This window comes from Serinicoccus chungangensis, assembly GCF_001483745.1.
Classification (GTDB): Bacteria; Actinomycetota; Actinomycetes; order Actinomycetales; family Dermatophilaceae; genus Ornithinicoccus; species Ornithinicoccus chungangensis_A.
In genome coordinates this window covers 66,449-87,034 of the sequence record NZ_LQBL01000030.1, presented here as the reverse complement: position 1 = coordinate 87,034, position 20,586 = coordinate 66,449, and the positions used below count along the sequence as shown (strand labels likewise).

Annotated in this window: 19 protein-coding genes; 13 read left to right on the top strand and 6 right to left on the bottom strand. The window is 71.6% G+C overall.

The annotated features are described in order from the left end of the window. Nucleotides 1-46: 46 nt before the first annotated feature. From AVL62_RS12630 to AVL62_RS12610, 5 genes are all read left to right on the top strand, one after another. Nucleotides 47-943, top strand: a complete 897-nt coding sequence (locus AVL62_RS12630) for a hypothetical protein (protein ID WP_058892015.1) — start codon at nt 47-49, stop codon at nt 941-943. A gap of 130 nt (nt 944-1,073) precedes the next feature. Next, a complete protein-coding gene (trxB, locus tag AVL62_RS12625; protein ID WP_058892014.1) occupies nt 1,074-2,108 on the top strand; it encodes a thioredoxin-disulfide reductase in 1,035 nt (344 codons plus the stop codon). Continuing rightward, entirely contained in the window at nt 2,105-2,428 is a 324-nt protein-coding gene (gene trxA, locus AVL62_RS12620) for a thioredoxin (RefSeq protein WP_058892013.1), read from the top strand. The genes trxB and trxA overlap by 4 nt, the downstream gene beginning before the upstream one ends. Nucleotides 2,429-2,864: 436 nt before the next feature. Further along, nucleotides 2,865-3,653, top strand: a complete 789-nt coding sequence (locus AVL62_RS12615; protein ID WP_153011786.1) for a ParA family protein — start codon at nt 2,865-2,867, stop codon at nt 3,651-3,653. Continuing rightward, on the top strand, nt 3,650-4,786 hold the full coding sequence (locus tag AVL62_RS12610) for a ParB/RepB/Spo0J family partition protein (protein WP_058892012.1): 1,137 nt from the start codon (nt 3,650-3,652) through the stop codon (nt 4,784-4,786). Before AVL62_RS12615 ends, AVL62_RS12610 begins: the two co-directional genes overlap by 4 nt. Here the strand turns inward: AVL62_RS12610 and rsmG are convergent. The 6 genes from rsmG to rpmH all read right to left on the bottom strand — a co-directional run bounded on the left by rsmG (nt 4,764) and on the right by rpmH (nt 8,090). Further along, nucleotides 4,764-5,441: a 16S rRNA (guanine(527)-N(7))-methyltransferase RsmG gene (gene rsmG, locus AVL62_RS12605; RefSeq protein WP_058892011.1), complete on the bottom strand. Its 678-nt coding sequence runs from the start codon at nt 5,439-5,441 to the stop codon at nt 4,764-4,766. The two genes, AVL62_RS12610 and rsmG, sit on opposite strands and share 23 nt — an antisense overlap. A 4-nt stretch (nt 5,442-5,445) precedes the next feature. Beyond that, nucleotides 5,446-6,108: a protein jag gene (locus AVL62_RS12600; RefSeq protein ID WP_083518934.1), complete on the bottom strand. Its 663-nt coding sequence runs from the start codon at nt 6,106-6,108 to the stop codon at nt 5,446-5,448. A gap of 62 nt (nt 6,109-6,170) precedes the next feature. Continuing rightward, the gene (gene yidC, locus AVL62_RS12595; RefSeq protein WP_058892010.1) at nt 6,171-7,145 is read right to left on the bottom strand and encodes a membrane protein insertase YidC; all 975 of its coding nucleotides are present in this window, start codon (nt 7,143-7,145) and stop codon (nt 6,171-6,173) included. A 7-nt stretch (nt 7,146-7,152) separates the two neighbouring features. After that, nucleotides 7,153-7,542 carry a membrane protein insertion efficiency factor YidD gene (yidD, locus tag AVL62_RS12590; RefSeq protein WP_327282241.1) on the bottom strand — a complete coding sequence of 130 codons (390 nt, stop codon included), beginning with the start codon at nt 7,540-7,542 and terminating at the stop codon, nt 7,153-7,155. Next, nucleotides 7,539-7,925 (bottom strand): ribonuclease P protein component, encoded by a 387-nt coding sequence (gene rnpA, locus AVL62_RS12585; protein ID WP_058892009.1) that lies wholly within the window; start codon nt 7,923-7,925, stop codon nt 7,539-7,541. Before rnpA ends, yidD begins: the two co-directional genes overlap by 4 nt. A gap of 27 nt (nt 7,926-7,952) precedes the next feature. Further along, the gene (gene rpmH, locus AVL62_RS12580) at nt 7,953-8,090 is read right to left on the bottom strand and encodes a 50S ribosomal protein L34 (RefSeq protein ID WP_058892008.1); all 138 of its coding nucleotides are present in this window, start codon (nt 8,088-8,090) and stop codon (nt 7,953-7,955) included. A 405-nt stretch (nt 8,091-8,495) separates the two neighbouring features. Here rpmH and dnaA point away from each other — a divergent pair, with 405 nt between their 5' ends. The 8 genes from dnaA to AVL62_RS12540 all read left to right on the top strand — a co-directional run bounded on the left by dnaA (nt 8,496) and on the right by AVL62_RS12540 (nt 20,585). Then, nucleotides 8,496-10,001, top strand: a complete 1,506-nt coding sequence (gene dnaA / locus AVL62_RS12575; RefSeq protein WP_058892007.1) for a chromosomal replication initiator protein DnaA — start codon at nt 8,496-8,498, stop codon at nt 9,999-10,001. Nucleotides 10,002-10,491: 490 nt separating this feature from the next. Continuing rightward, complete coding sequence (dnaN, locus tag AVL62_RS12570; RefSeq protein WP_058892006.1) at nt 10,492-11,625, top strand: DNA polymerase III subunit beta; 1,134 nt, start codon at nt 10,492-10,494, stop codon at nt 11,623-11,625. Between the two features lie 40 nt (nt 11,626-11,665). Then, on the top strand, nt 11,666-12,751 hold the full coding sequence (gene gnd, locus AVL62_RS12565; RefSeq protein WP_058892005.1) for a phosphogluconate dehydrogenase (NAD(+)-dependent, decarboxylating): 1,086 nt from the start codon (nt 11,666-11,668) through the stop codon (nt 12,749-12,751). Nucleotides 12,752-12,766: 15 nt separating this feature from the next. Next, the gene (recF, locus tag AVL62_RS12560; RefSeq protein ID WP_058892004.1) at nt 12,767-14,035 is read left to right on the top strand and encodes a DNA replication/repair protein RecF; all 1,269 of its coding nucleotides are present in this window, start codon (nt 12,767-12,769) and stop codon (nt 14,033-14,035) included. After that, entirely contained in the window at nt 14,032-14,589 is a 558-nt protein-coding gene (locus AVL62_RS12555; RefSeq protein WP_083518933.1) for a DUF721 domain-containing protein, read from the top strand. Before recF ends, AVL62_RS12555 begins: the two co-directional genes overlap by 4 nt. Nucleotides 14,590-14,824: 235 nt before the next feature. After that, complete coding sequence (gene gyrB / locus AVL62_RS12550; protein ID WP_058892003.1) at nt 14,825-16,936, top strand: DNA topoisomerase (ATP-hydrolyzing) subunit B; 2,112 nt, start codon at nt 14,825-14,827, stop codon at nt 16,934-16,936. A 143-nt stretch (nt 16,937-17,079) separates the two neighbouring features. Continuing rightward, a complete protein-coding gene (gene gyrA, locus AVL62_RS12545; RefSeq protein ID WP_058892002.1) occupies nt 17,080-19,833 on the top strand; it encodes a DNA gyrase subunit A in 2,754 nt (917 codons plus the stop codon). Continuing rightward, entirely contained in the window at nt 19,830-20,585 is a 756-nt protein-coding gene (locus tag AVL62_RS12540) for a DUF3566 domain-containing protein (RefSeq protein WP_235585696.1), read from the top strand. The genes gyrA and AVL62_RS12540 overlap by 4 nt, the downstream gene beginning before the upstream one ends. Nucleotide 20,586: the final 1 nt, after the last annotated feature.

Sequence of the window (20,586 nt, the reverse complement as noted above, 5' to 3'; positions counted from 1 at the left end):
GCACCTGACGCAGCCACGACCCACGAGGAGAGGAGGTTGGTGCGCCATGCCCCCCGTTGACCCCTCGGAGGCGAACGACCCCGACGACCAGGAGCACGACCCCACCGGCGTCCGCGCCCTGCTCTCCGGACTGCCCGACCCAGGGCCGATGCCCGAGCACCTCGTGCACCGCATCCAGACACGTCTGGCGGTCGAGCGGGAGCACCTCCTCGACACCGACTCCGGCCACTCGCTGACCGGGTCGGCGGACCGGGTGGTCGACCTCGCCGCCGAGCGGGGCCGGCGACGGCCCGGTCGGACGCTCGGCCTGCTGGGCGCCGCCGCCGCAGGGCTGGCGATCACCACGGTGACCTTGACCCAGCTCCTCGGGGGCACGGGCACCGGTGACAGCGGGGCGCTGGCGCAGTACCCGTCCCGGGCGGAGTCCGGCGACACGACCGTCGCGGACCAGGAGGAGCAGGGCCGCGACGACACCTCGGGCGCAGCGGGCGAGCAGGACGCGGGGGCGGACGGCACACCGGAGGAGGACACCGCGATCCCCTCCGAGGAGCAGGCCGACGGGGCGGGCAGCCTGGGGACCCTCAGCGAGGTCGCGACGCCCACGGTCGTGCCCGACCTGGGCGTCGTGGTCCACGACGACTACGCCGCGCGCATCGTGGAGGTCAGCGCGACGTCCCCTGCGGCGGACGGCCCGTCGGCGCTGACCACGGCCCAGGCGACGCAGTGCTGGGGCGGGCTCCCGCCCGCCGTCGCGTCTCGGTGGGAGCAGCGGTATGCCGCGCCCGCCCAGCTGCGAGCCGGTGCGGACCAGCAGGAGGTCGTCGTCCTGCTCGGTCGCGCCCCCGACGGCAGCGGGCACGCCTGGATGGTGCCGCGCACCTGCGTCCAGGAGCCGGGCATCGCCCCCCTCGACCCGGAGGGCGACCCGGTCGCCGGTCCCTGACGGTCGCGAGCGGGCCGCCTCGGCCGGTCACCCGCACGGGTCCGCCCCCTGGAACAATGTCGTCCTAGGATCGGTTGACCCCCACGTCCGGACCATCGATCCGCCGTGCACCCCCGCGAGGAAGGCTTCCATGACCATCGACCTGCTGCCCCGCCCCAGCGGCTCCGGCGGTGGTGACGCCACCGCCCTCCGCGAGGTCATCATCATCGGATCGGGCCCGGCGGGCTACACCGCCGCCGTCTACGCCGCGCGGGCCAACCTGGCGCCGTTGGTCTTCGAGGGCAGCGTCACCGCCGGCGGCGCCCTGATGAACACCACCGAGGTGGAGAACTTCCCCGGCTTCCCCGAGGGCGTCATGGGCCCGCAGCTCATGATGGACATGCGGGAGCAGGCCGAGCGGTTCGGTGCCGAGCTCGTCCGCGACGACGTCGTGGAGGTCGACCTGAGCGGGTCGGTGAAGCGGGTCACGGACGCGGAGGGGACGGTCCACGAGGCACGGGCGGTCATCCTGGCCATGGGCTCGGCCTACCGCGAGCTGGGCCTGCCGCGTGAGCAGGAGCTCTCCGGGCACGGCGTCTCGTGGTGCGCCACCTGCGACGGAGCCTTCTTCCGGGACCAGGACATCGTCGTCGTCGGTGGCGGCGACTCGGCCATGGAGGAGGCGACCTTCCTCAGCCGGTTCGCCCGCTCCATCACCGTCGTGCACCGCCGTGACGAGCTGCGGGCCAGCCGGATCATGGCCGAGCGTGCCCAGGCGGACGACAAGATCTCCTTCGCCTGGAACTCTGCGGTGACCGAGCTGGAGGGCTCGCCCAAGCTCACCGGGGTCCAGTTGGCCGACACGGTCACCGGTGAGCAGCGCCACGTCCCCGCCACCGGGCTCTTCATCGCCATCGGTCACGACCCCCGCAACGAGCTCGTCCGCGGGCAGGTCGAGCTCGACGACGAGGGCTACGTCGTCGTGCGGGGGCGCGGGACGGAGACCAGCGTGGAGGGTGTCTTCGCCTGCGGCGACCTCGTCGACCACACCTACCGTCAGGCCATCACCGCCGCCGGCACCGGCTGTGCGGCGGCGCTGGACGCCGAGCGCTACCTCGCGGCCCGGGACCACGCCCAGGGCATGACCCACCACCTCGCAACCGCTGTGACACAAGGAGATTCATGAGCATCAGCAACACGTCCGACGCCACCTTCACCGAGGACGTCCTGCAGCACGACGGCCCCGTGCTCGTCGACTTCTGGGCCCCCTGGTGCGGGCCGTGCAAGATGATCGCGCCCATCCTCGAGGAGCTTTCGGAGGAGTGGGGCGACTCGCTCAAGGTGGTCAAGCTCAACACCGACGAGAACCCCCAGACCACGCAGAGCTACGGGATCACCGGCATCCCCACGATGCACGTGTACTCCGGGGGCGAGGTCGTCAAGACCATCGTCGGGGCGCTGCCCAAGAAGAAGCTGGCGAACGAGCTCGAGCCGTTCACCGGCTGACCAGACGCAGGCGCTGACGCGCCCCACGGCGCTCGTCATCCACAGCCGTCCACAGGGTGGATCCACCACCCTGTGGACGGCTTCGTCTGTGCGTGCCGGACTTGGTGGCAGGTCGGTGATCAGCGATGATGGGGTCCTCATGACTGATGACGACGGAGCGCTCGGCTGGCCGGGCACGGACGACGACGACCGCGCCACCGTCATGGACGGATTCACCACCACCGCGCTCGGGTGGCCCACGACCGGCTCTCGGACCGACGAGGGCGATCAGCCGGTTCCACGGGAAACCGCGCCGTCCGAGCCGGCGCACGTCGATCCGTCTGTTCCACGTGGAACCACCTCGAGCGTTCCACGTGGAACAGACGGTGGCGCCCCACGGGAGACCCCCGCACCTCCGCAGCCCCCGGGGGCGGACACACCTCGGGACCGGCCGTGGGTGGGCACCCGCATCATCACCGTGTCGAACCAGAAGGGTGGCGTCGGCAAGACCACGACGGCCGTCAACCTCGCCGCGGCCATGGCCGGCAGCGGCCTGCGCGTGCTGGTCATCGACATGGACCCGCAGGGCAACGCCAGTACCGCCCTCTCGATCCCGCACAGCAGCGGGACGGCAGGCATCTACGACGTGCTCATCGACGGCGTGCCCCTGGCGGACGTGGTCCAGCCCTGCCCCCAGGTCCCCGGCCTGTCGTGCGCCCCGGCCACCATCGACCTCGCCGGGGCCGAGATCGAGCTCGTCCCCCTCGTGGCCCGGGAGAACCGCCTGCGGCGGGCTGTGCAGTCCTATCTGGAGACCACGGATCAGCCACCGGACCTCGTGCTCATCGACTGCCCGCCCAGTCTTGGCCTGCTCACGGTCAACGCCTTCGTGGCGGCGCGTGAGCTGCTCATCCCCATCCAGTGCGAGTACTACGCCCTGGAAGGACTGAGCCAGCTGCTGAAGAATGTCGATCTCATCCAGCAGCACCTCAACGCCGACCTGCACGTGTCCACCATCCTCCTCACGATGTTCGACGGGCGCACCCGCCTGGCCTCCGACGTGGCAGACCAGGTCCGTGAGCACTTCGGGGACCGCGTGCTGCGGACCGCCATCCCGCGCTCCGTGCGCATCAGCGAGGCGCCCAGCCACGGGGAGACCGTGATGACCTACGACCCGACCAGCACGGGAGCCCTGTCCTACGCCGAGGCGGCCGCCGAGATGCGCCGCACGAAGGAGATGTCATGACCGACCGACGACGTGGACTCGGCAGGGGACTGGGGGCCCTCATCCCCCAGCAGCCGGCCGGAGACCTGGACCGTCCGCGCGATGTCTTCTTCCCCCGGGGGGACGGCGGCGTCCCGGCCCCGGTCGCCACCCCGGACCCCGCCTCGGAGCCGGCGCCCGCGGACGACCCACAGGTCGCCGGCGGCGGCGCTGACGCCGGGTCGGCCGGTTCCACGGGAAACGAGCACCCTCGCCGCACCGGACAGCCCGAGGCGGTCACTGAGGCCGACGCACCCGATGACGGCCTCGCGCCGGTCCCCGGGGCGTCGTTCGCCGAGATCGATCTCGACCAGATCCGCGCCAACCCCCGTCAGCCGCGGTCCGTCTTCGACGAGGACGACCTCGCCGAGCTGGTGAGCAGCATCCGGGAGCTCGGCGTGCTGCAGCCCGTCGTCGTCCGACCCACCGACCCGGCCGAGGTGGCCGCCGGTGAGCCGCCCTACGAGCTCGTCATGGGTGAGCGTCGCCTCCGGGCCTCCCGCTCGGCGGACCAGTCCACCATCCCTGCCATCGTGCGCGCCACCGAGGACGAGCACATGCTGCGGGACGCCCTCCTGGAGAACCTGCACCGCGCGCAGCTCAACCCGCTGGAGGAGGCGGCGGCCTACCAGCAGCTGCTGGAGGACTTCGGGTGCACCCACGACGAGCTGGCCGGGCGCATCGGCCGGTCCCGTCCGCAGATCAGCAACACGATCCGGCTGCTCCGTCTACCGCCCATGGTGCAGCGCCGCGTGGCGTCGGGGGTGCTCAGCGCCGGGCACGCCCGCGCGCTCCTCGGCCTGGCCGACGGCGCCGCCATGGAGCGGCTCGCCCAACGCATCGTCGCCGAGGGGCTCTCGGTGCGGTCGGTCGAGGAGATCGTCATGATGGGCGACGAGGACCGCCCCACCCGGAGGCGGGCGACCGGGTCGACACCCTCACCCGAGCTGGAGCAGATCGCCAGCTCGCTCTCCGGGCGCCTGGACACGCGGGTCCAGGTGTCGATGGGTCGCCGCAAGGGCAAGATGGTCATCGAGTTCGCGGGTCAGGACGATCTCGAGCGCATCCTCGACCTGCTCGGACGGGACGACCTCAGCCCCTCGACGACCGACTGACCGCCCGCCGCGCCCTCCCGGGCTCCGGACGGACGATCTCCACGACCCGGACCGGACCGGCGGGCGTCCTCTCCGCCAGGACATGCACCTGCGCGTCGCGCACCCCGTGCCGGCGCAGCACCGGCCGCGCCTGCTCGAGCTCGGTCGCCGCCGCCTGCCCCTTGAGGGCGAGCAGCCGACCACCCTCGGCGAGCAGGGGCAAGGCCCACGTCACGAGCTTGTCCAGCGAGGCCACCGCCCGGGCGGTGACGACCGGCGCCCGCAGGTCGACCGCCTGGGCCCGTCCCCGGTGCACCGTCACGTTGTCCAGGCCGAGCGCGACGACGGCCTGCTCCAGCCACGTCGTACGTCGCAGCAGCGGCTCCACGAGGTGCACCCTCAGGTCGGGCCGGGCGATGGCCAGGACGACACCCGGCAGCCCGGCACCCGACCCGATGTCGACGACCTGGGCGTCGTCCTCGCAGAGGACCTCGACGACGGCACAGTTGACCAGGTGCCGGTCCCACAGGCGATCCGCCTCCCGCGGGCCGATGAGCCCGTGGCTGATGCCGGTCGTGGCCAGGAGCTCGGCATACCGCACCGCCACCGGCAGGCGGTCGGCGAAGATCTCGCGCGCCTGGTCAGAGGGCGGTGGCGCGCCCCCGGTGGCCGGCACGGCGTCAGTCAGCCGGCAGGATGACCACGTAGCGCGAGGGCTCCGCACCCTCGGACTCCGAGGTGAGTCCTGCCGCCAGCACCTCGTCGTGCACGACCTTGCGCTCGAAAGCGGTCATCGGCTCCAGGTCTCGGCGCTGCCCGGACTCCTTGACCTCCGCGATGGCGCTGCGGGCCTGACTCACCAGGGCGCTGCGGCGGTCCGCGCGGTAGCCGGCGACGTCGAGCATCAGCCGGCTGCGCTCCCCGGTCTCTGCCTGCACGGCCAGCCGGGTCAGCTCCTGCAGCGCCTCGAGGACCGAACCGCCCGGGCCGACCAGCCGACGGGGTGCCGCACCGTCCTCGGAGTCGACGAGAGCCACGGCGGCGCGATCGCCGTCCACGTCCACCTCGAGGTCCCCGTCGAGGTCAGCGATGTCGAGCAGGGTCTCCAGGAAGTCTGCGGCCACCTCACCCTCCCGGACGAGGTCGGGCGAGGCCCCGTCACCCGCCTCCGGGACCTCGTCGCCGGTAGTGACCTGCGTCACATCCGTGGGGTCGGTGCCGTCGTCCGTCCCGCCCTGCTCGTCGGTGACCGGTCCGCCCTGGGTGGGCTCCTGCGCCGCGGGATGCTCGGCCGCCGCCTGCTCGTCGGTGGTCGTGGTGTCGGTGTCGTTCGTGGTGCTCATCTGCACTCCTGTCTCGAGGACGGTCGGGTCAGTGGGGGCGACGCGGGACGGGCAGGCCGTCGTCAGCGCTTCTTGCGGCGCTTCTTGCTCTTCGGCTGGGCCCGCTGGCCGGCGACGCGCGCCTGGACCTGCGCCTGGGCCGCCTCACGCTCGGCCATGAAGTTGGGGTTCTTGAGCTGGACGCCGAGGGCGGACTTGCCCTTGCGCGCCATGCGGGCCTTGTACTTCTCCTCGGCCGGGGTGTTCGGCGCCGGCATGTTACGGATGACGAAGAACTGCTGCCCCATCGTCCAGAAGTTGCTGACCGTCCAGTAGATGAGCAGCGCCACCGGGAAGTTGACACCGGTGACCGCGAAGACGATGGGCAGGACGTAGATGAGGATCTGCTGCTGCCGGGCCATCGGGCTGTTGAGGGCCTCGGGCGACATGTTCTGCCGCATGAGCTGGTGGCTGGTGATGAACTGCGTCCCCGACATCACGAGGATGAGGATGAGGGAGAGGATCTTGGCCGACAGGTCCTGGTCGTGCAGGAAGGTCGAGGTGAGCCCTGCGCCGAAGATCTCCGACCCGGCCATCTTGCTGGCCAGCTCCTGCGTGAACAGACCCAGTGGCTCGATCTCCCCGCGGGAGACCGTCTCCGCGGTGTTCAGCAGACGGAAGAGCGCGAAGAAGAACGGCATCTGGATGAGGATGGGCAGGCACGCCCCGAACGGGTTGGCCCCCGCCTCCCGGTAGAGGCCGAAGGTCTCCTCCTGGAAGGCCTTCTGGCTGGCCTGGTCCTTCTTGCCCTTGTACTTCGCCTGGATCTTCATCAGCTCGGGCTGCACGATCTGCAGCCGTCGCTGGCTCTTGATCTGCCGGATCATCAGCGGGGTCAGGAGCGCCCGCAGCGTCACGACCAGGCCGACGATGGCCAGCACCCAGGTCCACCCGCTGGTGTCCGGCAGACCCATCCGGGTCAGCAACCACTCGAGCCCCACGAGGATGGCGGAGTCGAACCAGATGAAGGGGAAGAGGAGGGTGTCGAAGAATCCCATGCGGTCCTCAGGGTCGGCGGTGCGCGACAGAGCCGCCCACCGAGGTGGAGGGTCCGGGGTGGTCCCCGGACGGGTCGGGCGTGGAGGCGTCGGTATGCCGCGGCGGCACGTGGTCGACGCCACCGGCCGCCCACGGGTGGCAGCGCAGCACCCGGCCCACGGTCAGCCAGCCGCCGCGCAGCAGACCGTGCCGCTCGAGCGCCGTCACGCCGTAGGCGCTGCACGAGGGGTAGTACCGGCATACCGGGCCCAGCAGCGGTGAGACCGTCCACTGGTAGATCCGCACCAGCCACACCAGAGGACGAGCGAGAACGCTGCGGCGTTCCCCAGGTCCCACCCCGCCGCGGTGGACGTCGCGCAGCTGCTCGCCGGGACCATCGGCCGGCCGGCCGGTCACGAGCGCCTCGTCACAGCACGAGCGAGGGCCTGGTCGAGGGCGGCACCGAGCTCGGCCGAGGTGGCCCTCGCCGCGGGCGGCAGCGCCCGCACGACCACGTCCGCGGCCGGAGGGAGGCCCCCCAACCGGTCCGCCACCAGGTGCCTCAGACGACGGACGGTGCGGTGACGCACGACCGAGTTGCCGACCGCCTTGGACACGACGAAGCCCACGCGTGGGCAGGCGCCGAGGGACGCGACGGCAGTCGCGTCGGGTCGGGGCAGGCAGACGTGCACGACGAGGAGGTCGGTACCGGCCCGCTGGCGCCGTCGTCCGTCACCACGACCCCGCAGGACCGCACGGAAGTCCTCTCCGGCGGTCAGGCGGTGGCGGCGCGCAAGCACGGACGCAGCGCCGGCGGTACCGACGGCTCAGGCCGAGATGGAGGAGCGGCCCTTGCGGCGACGAGCGTTGAGGATGCTGCGTCCGGCACGGGTGCGCATCCGCAGGCGGAAGCCGTGCTTCTTGGCGCGACGGCGGTTGTTCGGCTGGAAGGTGCGCTTGCTCATCACTACTCCGGTCGGTGCGGGCGGTACGGTCGGCAGGGCCGGGGTCGGCCGCCAACGGAAGCCCGCGCACGAGGGCGGAGACGTCCAGGCACGGGCAGGCGAAAGCGGCCGAGAATCGGCCTGGTCCACGGTACGGGAGCGCGTCCTCGCCGGTCAAACTGCGCCGGGGCCCGGAGGGGAGGAAGGGCAAACTCCGCATCTTGCCGTCGACCGTCGAGCCGGTGCTGACGACACGCCGGGCGGAACCCGATCCTCCACCAGGCCACTTGCGGGTCGCGGCGGCTGCTTGTTAGCGTCGGCGCTTCCGGCACATGTCCACCCCCTCATCCACATCCTGTGGATAACGTTGTGGATGACTGCCACCACGATCGTCTTCGTCCGTTCGAGAGGGGGCTGAGCCCACCCATGTCCTCACCCTCGACCGACGCGGACGACACCTGGGGACGGGTCGTCACGGCGCTCGAGGCCAACGGGCTGGGGGCTCGGGAGAAGGCGTTCCTGCGGATCACCCGCATGGTCGGGGTGCTGGACACCACGGTGCTGCTGGCCGTGCCCTACCCGCACACCAAGGAGCTGCTGGAGACACGCCTGCGCCAGCCCATCGTGGACCTCCTCTCCCAGGAGCTCGCTCGGGAGATCCGGCTGGCCATCACCGTCGACGACGACCTGCGCCACCAGGTGGAGGAGGAGGCCGACGACACCGACGACGACCCTGCGACCCGCGAGTCGCTCACCCGCCCTGCCTCCCAACCCAGCTCGTCGGCATCGGCTTCCGCGCCCCCCACGGCCCGGGACGGTGCCGGGCCTGGCGCCTCGGGCAACGGCATACCCCGCCCAGCGACACCGGCGGGTCCCGCGGTCACCGGCGCCGCGGACGAGGCGCGGCTGAACCCCAAGTACACCTTCGACACCTTCGTGTCCGGCCCGTCCAACCGGTTCGCTCACGCGGCCTCGCTGGCGGTGGCCGAGTCGCCGGCCCGCGCCTACAACCCGCTGTTCATCTACGGCGAGTCCGGCCTGGGCAAGACCCACCTGCTCCACGCCATCGGCCACTACGCGCGCAAGCTCTACCCCGGGGTGCGGGTGCGCTACGTGAACTCCGAGGAGTTCACCAACGACTTCATCAACTCCATCCGCGACGACAAGGCCGGCGCCTTCCAGCGCCGCTACCGCAACGTGGACTTCCTGCTGGTGGACGACATCCAGTTCCTGCAGGGCAAGGAGCAGACGGTCGAGGAGTTCTTCCACACCTTCAACACGCTGCACAACAGCGAGAAGCAGGTGGTCATCACCTCCGACCAGCCGCCCAAGCGGCTGTCCGGGTTCGCCGAGCGCATGCGCAGCCGCTTCGAGTGGGGACTGCTCACGGACGTGCAGCCGCCGGACCTCGAGACCCGGATCGCGATCCTGCGCAAGAAGGCGGCGCAGGAGGGTATGCAGCTCCCCGACGAGGTGCTCGAGCACATCGCCAGCCGCATCACCACCAACATCCGTGAGCTCGAGGGAGCCCTCATCCGGGTGACGGCCTTCGCCTCGCTGTCCTCCCAGCCCGCCGACGCCGACCTGGCGGCCCACGTGCTCAAGGACATCGTCCCCGGCAGCGAGACGGCCCAGATCACCGTGTCGACGATCATCCGCGAGGTCTCGGAGTACTTCCAGATCACCATCGAGGAGCTGTGCGGCACCTCGCGCTCCCGGACCCTGGTCAACGCGCGGCAGATCGCGATGTACCTGTGCCGTGAGCTCACCGACCTGTCGCTGCCCAAGATCGGCCAGGAGTTCGGCGGTCGCGACCACACGACGGTCATGCACGCCGAGCGCAAGATCCGGGGTCAGATCGGTGAACGACGCGCCCTCTACGACCAGATCGCCGAGCTCACCGGGCGCATCCGGCGAGCCTCCCAGCGCTGACCGCCCGCCTGCCCTCGCCCACCTCTCTGTCCACACCTGTGGATAACCCTGTGCGTTGCGGCTCAGCGTTCACCGCCGTCACACCCGTTCCTCACCCCGCCGCGGCCGCGCGTCCGGAGACCGGTGGTCCGGGTGTGCACGACGTGTGGAGAAGCTGGGCATCGGCGCAGGTCAGCATGGGGAAGGACGGTGCAGGGACGGTCGCGGCCTGGGGAGCGCGCCGATCCGTCCCCAGGCACCGCCTCGTGCTCCACCGGTCCCTGCACGGGGTGTGCACAGGCGGGCCCCTGGCTCGGCACGCCTGCCCACCTGCATGGACAGGCTCCCGGACCCGGGTTGTCCACAGGATCCACAGGCCCGATGACGATGACGAACACTCTCCTCCCCCACGATGATCCTCCTACGTCCCTGGGGACGTGCTGCAGCAGGACCGGGGGGTTCGTGGCAGAGTTGCCCCGAAGACCACACAGTGCGGAAGGTTCCAGGTGTCGTGAAGTTTCGTGTCGAGCGCGATGTGCTCTCCGAGGCGGTGGCGTGGGTCGTTCGTGGCCTCTCCAGCCGTCCCCCCGTCCCGGTGCTGGCCGGCGTCCTGCTGACGGCCGACCCCGAGGGCACTCTGACCTTCTCCGCCTACGACTACGAGGTCTCCGCCACGGTCACCGTCGAGGCGGAGGTGGCCGAGGGCGGTCAGGTGCTCGTGCTCGGCCGGCTGCTGGCCGACATCGCCCGCAACCTGCCCACCAAGCCGGTCGAGGTGTCCACCGACGGTGCGAAGGTCTCGCTCACCTGCGGCTCGAGCCGGTTCGCCCTCATCCAGATGCCGGTCGCCGACTACCCGCAGCTGCCGGCGCAGGCGGAGACCAGCGGGTCGGTCCCCGGCGACGCGTTCACCCAGGCCGTCAACCAGGTCTCCATCGCCGCCGACCGCGGCGACACCCTGCCGATCCTCACCGGGGTGCGCGTCCAGATCGACGGCGAGCGGATCACCATGCTGGCCACCGACCGCTACCGCCTGGCCCAGCGGGAACTGACGTGGTCGCCGGGCAGCCCCGAGGCCGACCACGTGTGCCTCATCCCGGCGCGCACCCTCTCCGAGACCGCGAAGTCCCTGGGCGCCAGCGCGGCCGTCGAGCTCTCGCTGGGCGCCGCGGGCCGGGGCGACGGCCTGGTCGGCTTCGAGGCCGGTCGGCGCCGCACGACCACCCGTCTGCTGGACGGCGAGTACCCCAAGGTCACCTCCATCTTCCCGTCCTCGGTCGACAGCGTCGCGGTGGTGGACACCCAGTCCTTCATCGAGGCGGTGCGCCGCGTCGCGCTGGTCGCCGAGCGCAACACCCCGGTACGCCTGCGCTTCACCGACGGCCAGCTGGCGATCGAGGCCGGCACGGGCGACGACGCCCAGGGCAGCGAGGCCGTGGAGGCCACCCTGGAGGGTCCGGAGATCGAGATCGCCTTCAACCCGCAGTTCCTGCTCGACGGTCTCGGGGTCCTCGGGCAGCCCTACACGCGGCTGTCGTTCACCCAGCCCTCACGCCCGGCCGTAATCTCCGGCCAGGCCGAGCTCGACGGGGACGCCGACGACTCCTACCGGTACGTCCTCATGCCGGTACGTTTCGCGGGCTGACCCGAAGCCGCCAGATCACCACCCACCGAAGGAGCAGCAGATGAAGATCGGCATGATCGGCCTGGGCAAGATGGGCAGCAACATGCGCGAGCGACTGCGTCGCGCCGGGCACGAGGTCGTCGGGTTCGACCTGGACGAGAACCTCCGCGACGTGGACGACGTCGAGTCGCTGGTGCAGGCGCTCGAGCCCCCGCGGGTGGTCTGGGTGATGGTCCCGCACGGCACGCCGACCCGCTCCACGGTCGAGCAGCTCGGGGAGCTGCTCGACGAGGGCGACCTCATCATCGAGGGCGGCAACTCCAAGTACACCGAGGACCGTGAGCTGGACGCGCTCATGGAGCCCAAGGGCATCGGCTACGTCGACTGCGGCGTCTCGGGTGGCATCTGGGGGCTCGAGAACGGCTACGGCCTCATGTGCGGCGGGCGGGAGGAGGATGTCGAGAAGGCCATGCCGATCTTCGACGCGCTGCGCCCCGAGGGCCCCCGTGAGGAGGGCTTCGTGCACGCCGGCGAGGTCGGGGCCGGTCACTACGCCAAGATGGTCCACAACGGCATCGAGTACGGCCTCATGCACGCCTACGCCGAGGGCTTCGAGTTGCTCATGGCCAAGGACATCGTCACCGACGTGCGCGGCTGCTTCCAGGCCTGGAGCCGCGGCACGGTCGTGCGTTCCTGGCTGCTGGACCTGCTGGTCAGCGCCCTGGGCGACACCCCCGGGCTCAAGGGCATCGACGCCTACACCACCGACTCCGGCGAGGGGCGGTGGACCGTCGAGGAGGCCATCGACAACGCGGTCCCGATGCCCGTCATCAGCGCCGCGCTCTTCGCCCGCTTCGCCTCCCGCCAGGAGAACTCCCCCGCCATGCAGGCCGTCGCCGCGCTCCGCGGCCAGTTCGGCGGTCACGACGTGCGGCTGCTCGACGACGCGGAGCTGGAGGAGGACCAGAAGGAGGTGCACGGGGGCGCGGAGCCGAAGAAGGACGACTCCGACAGCAAGCAGCGCCCGGGTGCCCGCCAGGACGGCGGCGACGAGCCCGCCTCCTCGCCCGACGCCGGGCCCTCCTCCGGCTCCGGTGCCACCGAGGACGCGCCCGGGCCGACCTCCGGCACCGGCGACGCGCACTGAGCCGACGCGAGAGCGGTGCACCTGACACACCTGGAGGTCAGCGACTTCCGTAGCTACCCCGCCGCCGAGGTGGACCTGGAGCCCGGGGTGAGCGTGCTCCTCGGGCGCAACGGGCAGGGCAAGACCAACCTCGTCGAGGCCGCCGGCTACGTCGCGACCCTGAGCAGCCACCGGGTGGCCCAGGACGCGCCGCTGGTGCGCGCAGGCGCGACCGGCTCGGCCATCGTGCGGGCCACCGTCCTGCGGGACGGCCGCGAGTCCCTGGTCGAGTTGGAGATCGTGCCCGGCCGGGCCAACCGGGCCCGGCTCAACCGGGCCCCGGTCGGGCGCCAGCGCGACGTCCTCGGCACGTTGCGCAGCGTGCTCTTCGCCCCCGAGGACCTCGCGCTCGTCAAGGGGGACCCGGGCGAGCGGCGCCGCCTGCTCGACGACCTCCTCGTCGCCCGCCAGCCGCGGTGGTCGTCGGTCCGGGCCGACTACGACCGGGCGGTGCGCCAGCGCGGGGCCCTGCTCAAGCAGGCCGGCCACCTGTGGCGCGCCCCCACCCGGCGCTCCGGCGGCCCACGGCTGGCCCCTGGTGAGAGCCTGGAGGAGGCCCGCGACGGGGCCCTGGCCACGCTCGCGGTCTTCGACGAGCAGCTGGCGCAGATCGGCGGGGCGCTGCTCTACGCCCGGCTCCGGTTGCTGCGGGACCTGCGGCCCTACCTGGAGCAGGCCTACCGGACCCTGAGCGACAGCGACACCCGCGCCGGAGCGACCTACCGCAGCAGCCTGGACCCCGGCACGGACGTCACGGAGGCCGTCGCCGCCGGTGAGGTCCCGACCCGGGAGGAGCTCACCACGGCCCTCCTGCAGTCGATCGAGGCGGTGCGGACCCAAGAGCAGGAGCGCGGGGTATGCCTCGTCGGACCGCACCGCGACGACCTGGTGCTGGCGCTGGGCGAGCTGCCGGCCAAGGGCTACGCCAGCCACGGCGAGTCCTGGAGCCTGGCCCTGTCCTTGCGGCTGGCCGGTTTCGACCTGCTGCGGCACGACCTCGGCACCGACCCCGTGCTCGTCCTCGACGACGTCTTCGCCGAGCTGGACTCCGGTCGCCGGGAACGGCTCGCCGGGCTCGTCGCGGACTGCGAGCAGGTGCTCGTGACCGCGGCGGTGGCCGAGGACGTACCCGCACGCCTGCTCGGCCCCGGGAGCCGGGTCTTCGACGTGACGCTCGGCTCGGTGACCGCCCGGACCTCGGAGTCCACCGAGGCGTCCCCTGAGCAGGAGCCCGCGCAGCCATGACCGACGCCGGGCCTCCTGCGGGACCGGGGGCGGGGGACGAGGACGCTGCCGCGGGCGACGGGGCGATGGAGGCCGCCCGGGAGGCACTCTCGCGCGCCCGCCGGACCGCGCGCGACAAGGGTCTGCGGCCCGGATCCCCGGGACGCGCCCGCCGCCGCCGCGGCGGGGGTGCCGGCGAGGAGCCCGACCCGCGGGCCCGTCGCGACCCGCAGCTGCTCGGCGACGAGATGGAGCGTCTCGTCGCCGGTCGCGGCTGGGCCGGCGAGGTGCAGGTGGGTGGTGTCGTCGGTCGGTGGCGCGCGATCGTCGGTGACCAGGTGGCCGACCAGGTGGAGGTCGTCGCCTTCGAGGGCAGCACCCTCACCGTCCGCGCCCGTTCCACCGCGTGGGCCACCCAGATGCGGTTGCTCACGTCCACGGTGCTGGCGCGGATCGAGGAGCTCGTCGGGGAGGGTGTGGTCGCCGAGATCGTCGTGCAGGGGCCGGCCGGGCCGCACTGGCGCAAGGGGCCGCTGTCCTCCGGAGGTCGCGGGCCGCGGGACACCTACGGCTGAGACGCGCTCCTGGCGGTCGCGACCCCGGGTGCGTGGGGGGATGCCTGATCGAGGGTCGCTCCGCTCACACCGCCGTTGGGACGGCCCAGACGACGCACGAGGGGCAGTGGAAACTCGGTTCTGGAACTCGAAAGGGGTAGACTGAGACGTCTTTGACACATCCACCCGAGGAGCCCCTTTGTCCAGTGCCGGACCAGAGCACGGAGCGATCTCCGACGTCACCGAGGACCCGGCCATGCCGGAGCTCCCGGAGACGGCACCGGAGTCCGGGGCACCGGAGTCGCTCGCCACGGCCTCGGCCTACGACGCCTCGGCCATCACCGTCCTCGAGGGCCTCGAGGCCGTCCGCAAGCGACCGGGGATGTACATCGGGTCCACCGGCGCGCGCGGCCTGCACCACCTGGTGTGGGAGATCGTGGACAACGCGGTCGACGAGGCGCTGGCCGGCGAGGCCGACCGGATCGACGTGGCCCTGAGGGCCGACGGGGCGGTGCGGGTGCGCGACAACGGGCGCGGCATCCCCACGGACATCCACCCGGTCGAGAAGAAGCCGGCCGTCGAGCTCGTCCTCACCCAGCTGCACGCAGGTGGCAAGTTCGGCGGTGGCGGGTACAAGGTCTCCGGCGGGCTGCACGGAGTCGGGTCCTCGGTGGTCAACGCGCTCTCCGAGCGGCTGGACGTCGAGGTGCGCCAGCGCGGGACCGTCTTCACCCAGACCTACCACCTGGGCGTGCCCCAGGCGCCCCTGGCCGAGCACGAGCCCGCCTCGGACGCCGACCGGCAGACCGGCACGACGATCACCTTCTGGCCCAGCCCGGACATCTTCGACGCCGTCGACTTCGACTACGAGACCATCCGGGCGCGCTTCCAGCAGATGGCCTTCCTCAACAAGGGCCTGACCATCGCCCTCGTCGACGAGCGTCCCAGCCACGTGGAGATCGACGTCGACGCCCTGGACGACGACCCCATGGACGGCGAGGGCGAGGCCGACGACGACGGCACCACCCCCGGTGTGGAGCGCGGTGGCGAGGGGTCGGGCACGGGCCGCTCGCACACCTACCGCTACGACAACGGCCTGCTGGACTACGTCACCTACCTCAACAAGTCCAAGCGCAGCGAGCCCGTGCACGCCGACGTCATCGCGTTCGAGAGCGTCGACGAGAGCCGCATGCTGAGCCTGGAGATCGCCATGCAGTGGACCGGCGCCTACACCGAGGCGGTCCACACCTACGCCAACGCGATCAACACCCACGAGGGCGGGACCCACGAGGAGGGCTTCCGGTCGGCGCTGACCCGCATGGTCAACGACTTCGCCCGGGACCAGAAGCTGCTCAAGGAGAAGGACCCCAACCTCACCGGTGACGACATCCGCGAGGGGTTGACCGCGGTCATCAGCGTCAAGCTCGGCGAGCCGCAGTTCGAGGGGCAGACCAAGACCAAGCTCGGCAACTCCGAGGTGCGCGGCTTCGTGCAGACCGCGATGTACGAGGAGTTCGGGCACTGGCTGCAGGCGCACCCGCGCGAGGGCAAGGACATCGTCGGCAAGGCGGTCCAGGCCGCGACCGCCCGCATCGCCGCCCGCAAGGCGCGCGACGCCACCCGGCGCAAGGGCCTGCTGGAGTCCGGCGGGCTTCCCGGCAAGCTGCGCGACTGCCAGTCCAACGACCCGACGATCTCCGAGGTCTTCATCGTCGAGGGCGACTCGGCCGGCGGTTCGGCGGTGCGCGGCCGCAACCCGCACAACCAGGCGATCCTGCCGATCAGAGGCAAGATCCTCAACGTCGAGAAGGCCCGCCTGGACAAGATCCTGGCGAACCAGGAGGTGCAGGCGCTCATCAGCGGCTTCGGCACCGGGATCGGCGAAGACTTCGACATCTCGAAGGCGCGCTACCACAAGATCGTGCTCATGGCCGACGCCGACGTCGACGGCCTGCACATCCGGACCCTGCTGCTCACGCTGCTCTTCCGGTTCATGAAGCCGCTCATCGAGGCCGGCTACGTCTACCTCGCGCAGCCGCCGCTCTACCGGATCAAGTGGACCAACGCCGAGCACCAGTTCGCCTTCACCGACCGGGAGCGCAACGCCCTCCTCGAGGAGGGCGCGGCCAAGGGCTGGCGGCTGCCCAAGGACACAGGGGTGCAGCGCTACAAGGGACTCGGCGAGATGGACTACAGCGAGCTGTGGGACACCACGATGAACCCGGACACCCGGGTGCTGCTGCAGGTCTCGCTGGAGGACGCCGCCAAGGCCGACGAGATCTTCGCGATCCTCATGGGCGAGGACGTGGAGTCCCGGCGGGCGTTCATCCAGCGCAACGCCCGCGACGTGCGTTTTCTTGACATCTGAGGATCAAGCGAGGAACGAGCGATGACGAAGATGTCCAGAAGACGCTGCATCTGATCATGCGGGGGGCTCCGCCCCCCGCACACCCCCCAACCGCGTGGCCCCCGCACACCCCCCGACCCGCGTGACCGCATACCGAAGGACCCATGGCTGACGACCAGACCCCCGACCTGCCCGAGATCCCCGACGCGTCCACCGCGGCCCAGAGTGCCGACGCCGCCCTCGAGGCGGCGGTGACCGGCGTCGGCGACCGGATCGAGCCGATCGACATCAACGCCGAGATGCAGCGCAGCTACATCGAGTACGCGATGAGCGTCATCGTCTCCCGGGCGCTGCCGGACGTCAGGGACGGCCTCAAGCCGGTGCACCGGCGGGTGCTCTACGCGATGTACGACGGCGGCTACCGCCCCGACCGCAGCTTCAACAAGTGCTCGCGCGTCGTCGGCGACGTCATGGGCCAGTACCACCCGCACGGCGACGGCGCGATCTACGACGCCCTGGTCCGGCTGGTGCAGGACTGGTCGATGCGGCACCCGCTGGTGCAGGGGCAGGGCAACTTCGGCACGCCCGGGGACGACCCGGCGGCCGCACCCCGCTACACCGAGTGCCGGCTGCACCCGCTGGCCATGGAGATGGTGCGCGACATCCGCGAGGACACCGTCGACATGGTCGACAACTACGACGGCAAGACCCGCGAGCCCGCGGTCCTGCCGTCACGCTTCCCGAACCTGCTGGTCAACGGCTCGGCGGGCATCGCCGTCGGGATGGCCACGCAGATCCCGCCGCACAACCTGCGCGAGGTCGCCGAGGGCGCGCAGTGGCTGCTGCGGCACCCGGACGCCTCCCGGGAGGAGCTGCTCGACGCGCTCCTGGGGATCATCAAGGGCCCGGACTTCCCCACCGGTGCGCTCATCATGGGCAAGAAGGGCATCGAGGACGCCTACCGCACCGGCCGCGGCTCGATCATCATGCGGGCCGTCGTCGAGGTCGAGGAGATCCAGGGCCGCACCTGCCTCGTGGCCACCGAGCTGCCCTACCAGGTCAACCCGGACAGCCTGGCCAAGAAGATCGCCGACCTCGTCAAGGACGGCAAGCTCACCGGGGTCGCCGACCTGCGCGACGAGACCTCCGGACGCACCGGGCAGCGGCTGGTCATCGTGCTCAAGCGGGACGCCGTCGCCAAGGTCGTCCTCAACAACCTCTACAAGCACACCCAGCTGCAGCAGTCCTTCGGCGCCAACATGCTGGCGCTCGTGGACGGGGTCCCGCGGACGCTGCCGATCTCCGCGTTCATCCGGCACTGGGTCGACCACCAGGTCGAGGTCATCGTCCGGCGCACGCAGTTCCGGCTGCGGGAGGCGGAGAAGCGGATCCACGTCTTCCGCGGCTACCTCAAGGCGCTGGACCAGCTCGACGAGGTCATCGCGCACATCCGGCGCAGCCCGTCGGCCGACGAGGCGCTGACCGGCCTGATGGACATGCTGGGGATCGACGAGCTCCAGGCCCGCGCCATCCTCGACCTGCAGCTGCGCCGGCTCGCGGCGCTGGAGCGGGCCCGGATCCAGGCCGACCACGACGAGCTGGAGGCGCAGATCGTCGAGTTCGAGGCGATCCTGGCGAGCCCGGCCCGGCAGCGGGAGATCATCTCCACCGAGCTCGCCGAGATCGTCGACAAGTTCGGCGACGACCGGCGCACCACGATCGACCTGTTCGACGGCGACATGTCGATGGAGGACCTCATCACCGAGGAGGACGTCGTCGTCACCATCACCCGGGGCGGCTACGTCAAGCGGACCCCGGTGCGCGAGTACCGCGCCCAGCACCGGGGCGGCAAGGGCCGCCGCGGGGCAGCGCTGCGGGCGGACGACGTCGTGCAGCACTTCTTCGTCACCAGCACCCACCACTGGATGCTCTTCTTCACCGACCAGGGGCGGGTCTACCGGTCCAAGGCCTACGAGTTCCCCGAGGCCGGACCGACCGGCAAGGGTCAGCACGTCGCCAACCTCATGGCCTTCCAGCCGGACGAGACCATCCGATCGGTGCTGCCGCTGCGCGACTACGAGCAGGCGCCCTACCTCCTCCTGGCGACCAAGAACGGCCTGGTCAAGAAGTCGCGGCTCACCGACTACGACTCCCCCCGCTCCGGCGGTCTCATCGCGGTGAACCTGCGCGACGGCGACGAGCTGGTGGGTGCGGCCCTGGCCCACGGCGACGACGACGTCCTGCTCGTCTCCCGGGACGGCCAGTCGGTGCGCTTCCCCGCGGCCGACGAGATGCTGCGCCCGATGGGGCGCGCGACCTCGGGCGTGACCGGGATGAAGTTCCGCCGCGACGACGAGCTGCTGGCGATGCAGGTCGTCGCCGCCGGCACCGACCCCTACGTCTTCGTCGTCTTCTCGACCGGTATGGCTAAGCGCACCCCGGTGTCGCAGTACCGCGTGCAGGGTCGTGGTGGGCTCGGGATCAAGGTCGCCAAGGCCACCGAGAAGGCCGGGCCCGTGGTCGGAGCGCTGCTGGTCGACGACTCGGACGAGGTGCTCGTGCTCACCGAGCGCGGCAACGTCGTGCGCTCGGCGGTGGGCGGAGAGCGCGGGGTCCGGGTCACCGGTCGCGACACCAGCGGTGTGCGCTTCGCCAACCCCGGCCGGGGCGATGCGGTGCTGGCGATCGCCCGCAACGCGGAGGCGGCCGGCGAGGAGGAGCTCGAGGAGGCCGCGGAGGCCGTCGAGGCTGCCGAGGTCGCCGGGCAGGTCGACGGCGCGGATGCGGCGGTCCGCGAGGACGATGGCGTACCGTCGGGTCAGAACGAGGACACCGTGCCGGCCGGCGAGCACGCGGCCGACGGCACCGAGGGCTTTGAGACCGACAGCACCGAGAGCACGGAGGACGACGGCGCATGAGCAGCACTCCGGGCCCCTCGGGGTCCCGCTCCTCGACCGACGAGACGCAGGTGCACCAGAAGGCCGCCGGCGACGCCGGCGCCTCCCCCCAGCGCGGGTCGGCGTCCACCCCCCGGGACGACGGGGACGACCGCTCGGCGGCCGCCAAGATGAAGGACGGGGCGCTCGCGCGCACCGCTCAGGGTCGTGACCTGGCCGCCCGCAAGGCCCGTGCCCTGCGTGGCGCGACCGCCGGCCTGGCCTCGGGGTCGGCCGCAGGGGCCAGCGCGGGACGGGGTGGGTCCACGGCTCGGGGGGCGGGCCCGCGCGACGGGATCCAGGGGAGCACGGCCCGGACGTCCGGCAACCGCCCGCCCGGCCGCCCGGCCCCACGTCGCGGCGGCCCGCGACGCGTGCGCCTCACCGCGCAGCGCGTCGACCCGTGGTCGGTGCTGAAGATCAGCTTCCTCGTCTCGGTGGCGCTGGGGATCTCCGGGGTCGTCATGGTGGCGGTGCTGTGGACCGTGCTGTCCGGGATGAATGTCTTCTCGACTATCAACGGCTTCCTCGCCCAGATCACCAGCGGCGAGGCCAGCGGCCCGACCATCGACCTCACCGACTACCTCGGGTTCAGCCGGGTCATGGCCCTGTCGGCGGTGCTGGGCGTGCTCAACGTCTTCCTGCTCACCGCCCTGGCGACCCTCTCGGCCTTCCTCTACAACATCTGCGCCGCCCTCGTCGGAGGCGCCCAGGTGACGCTCTCCGACGAGTGAG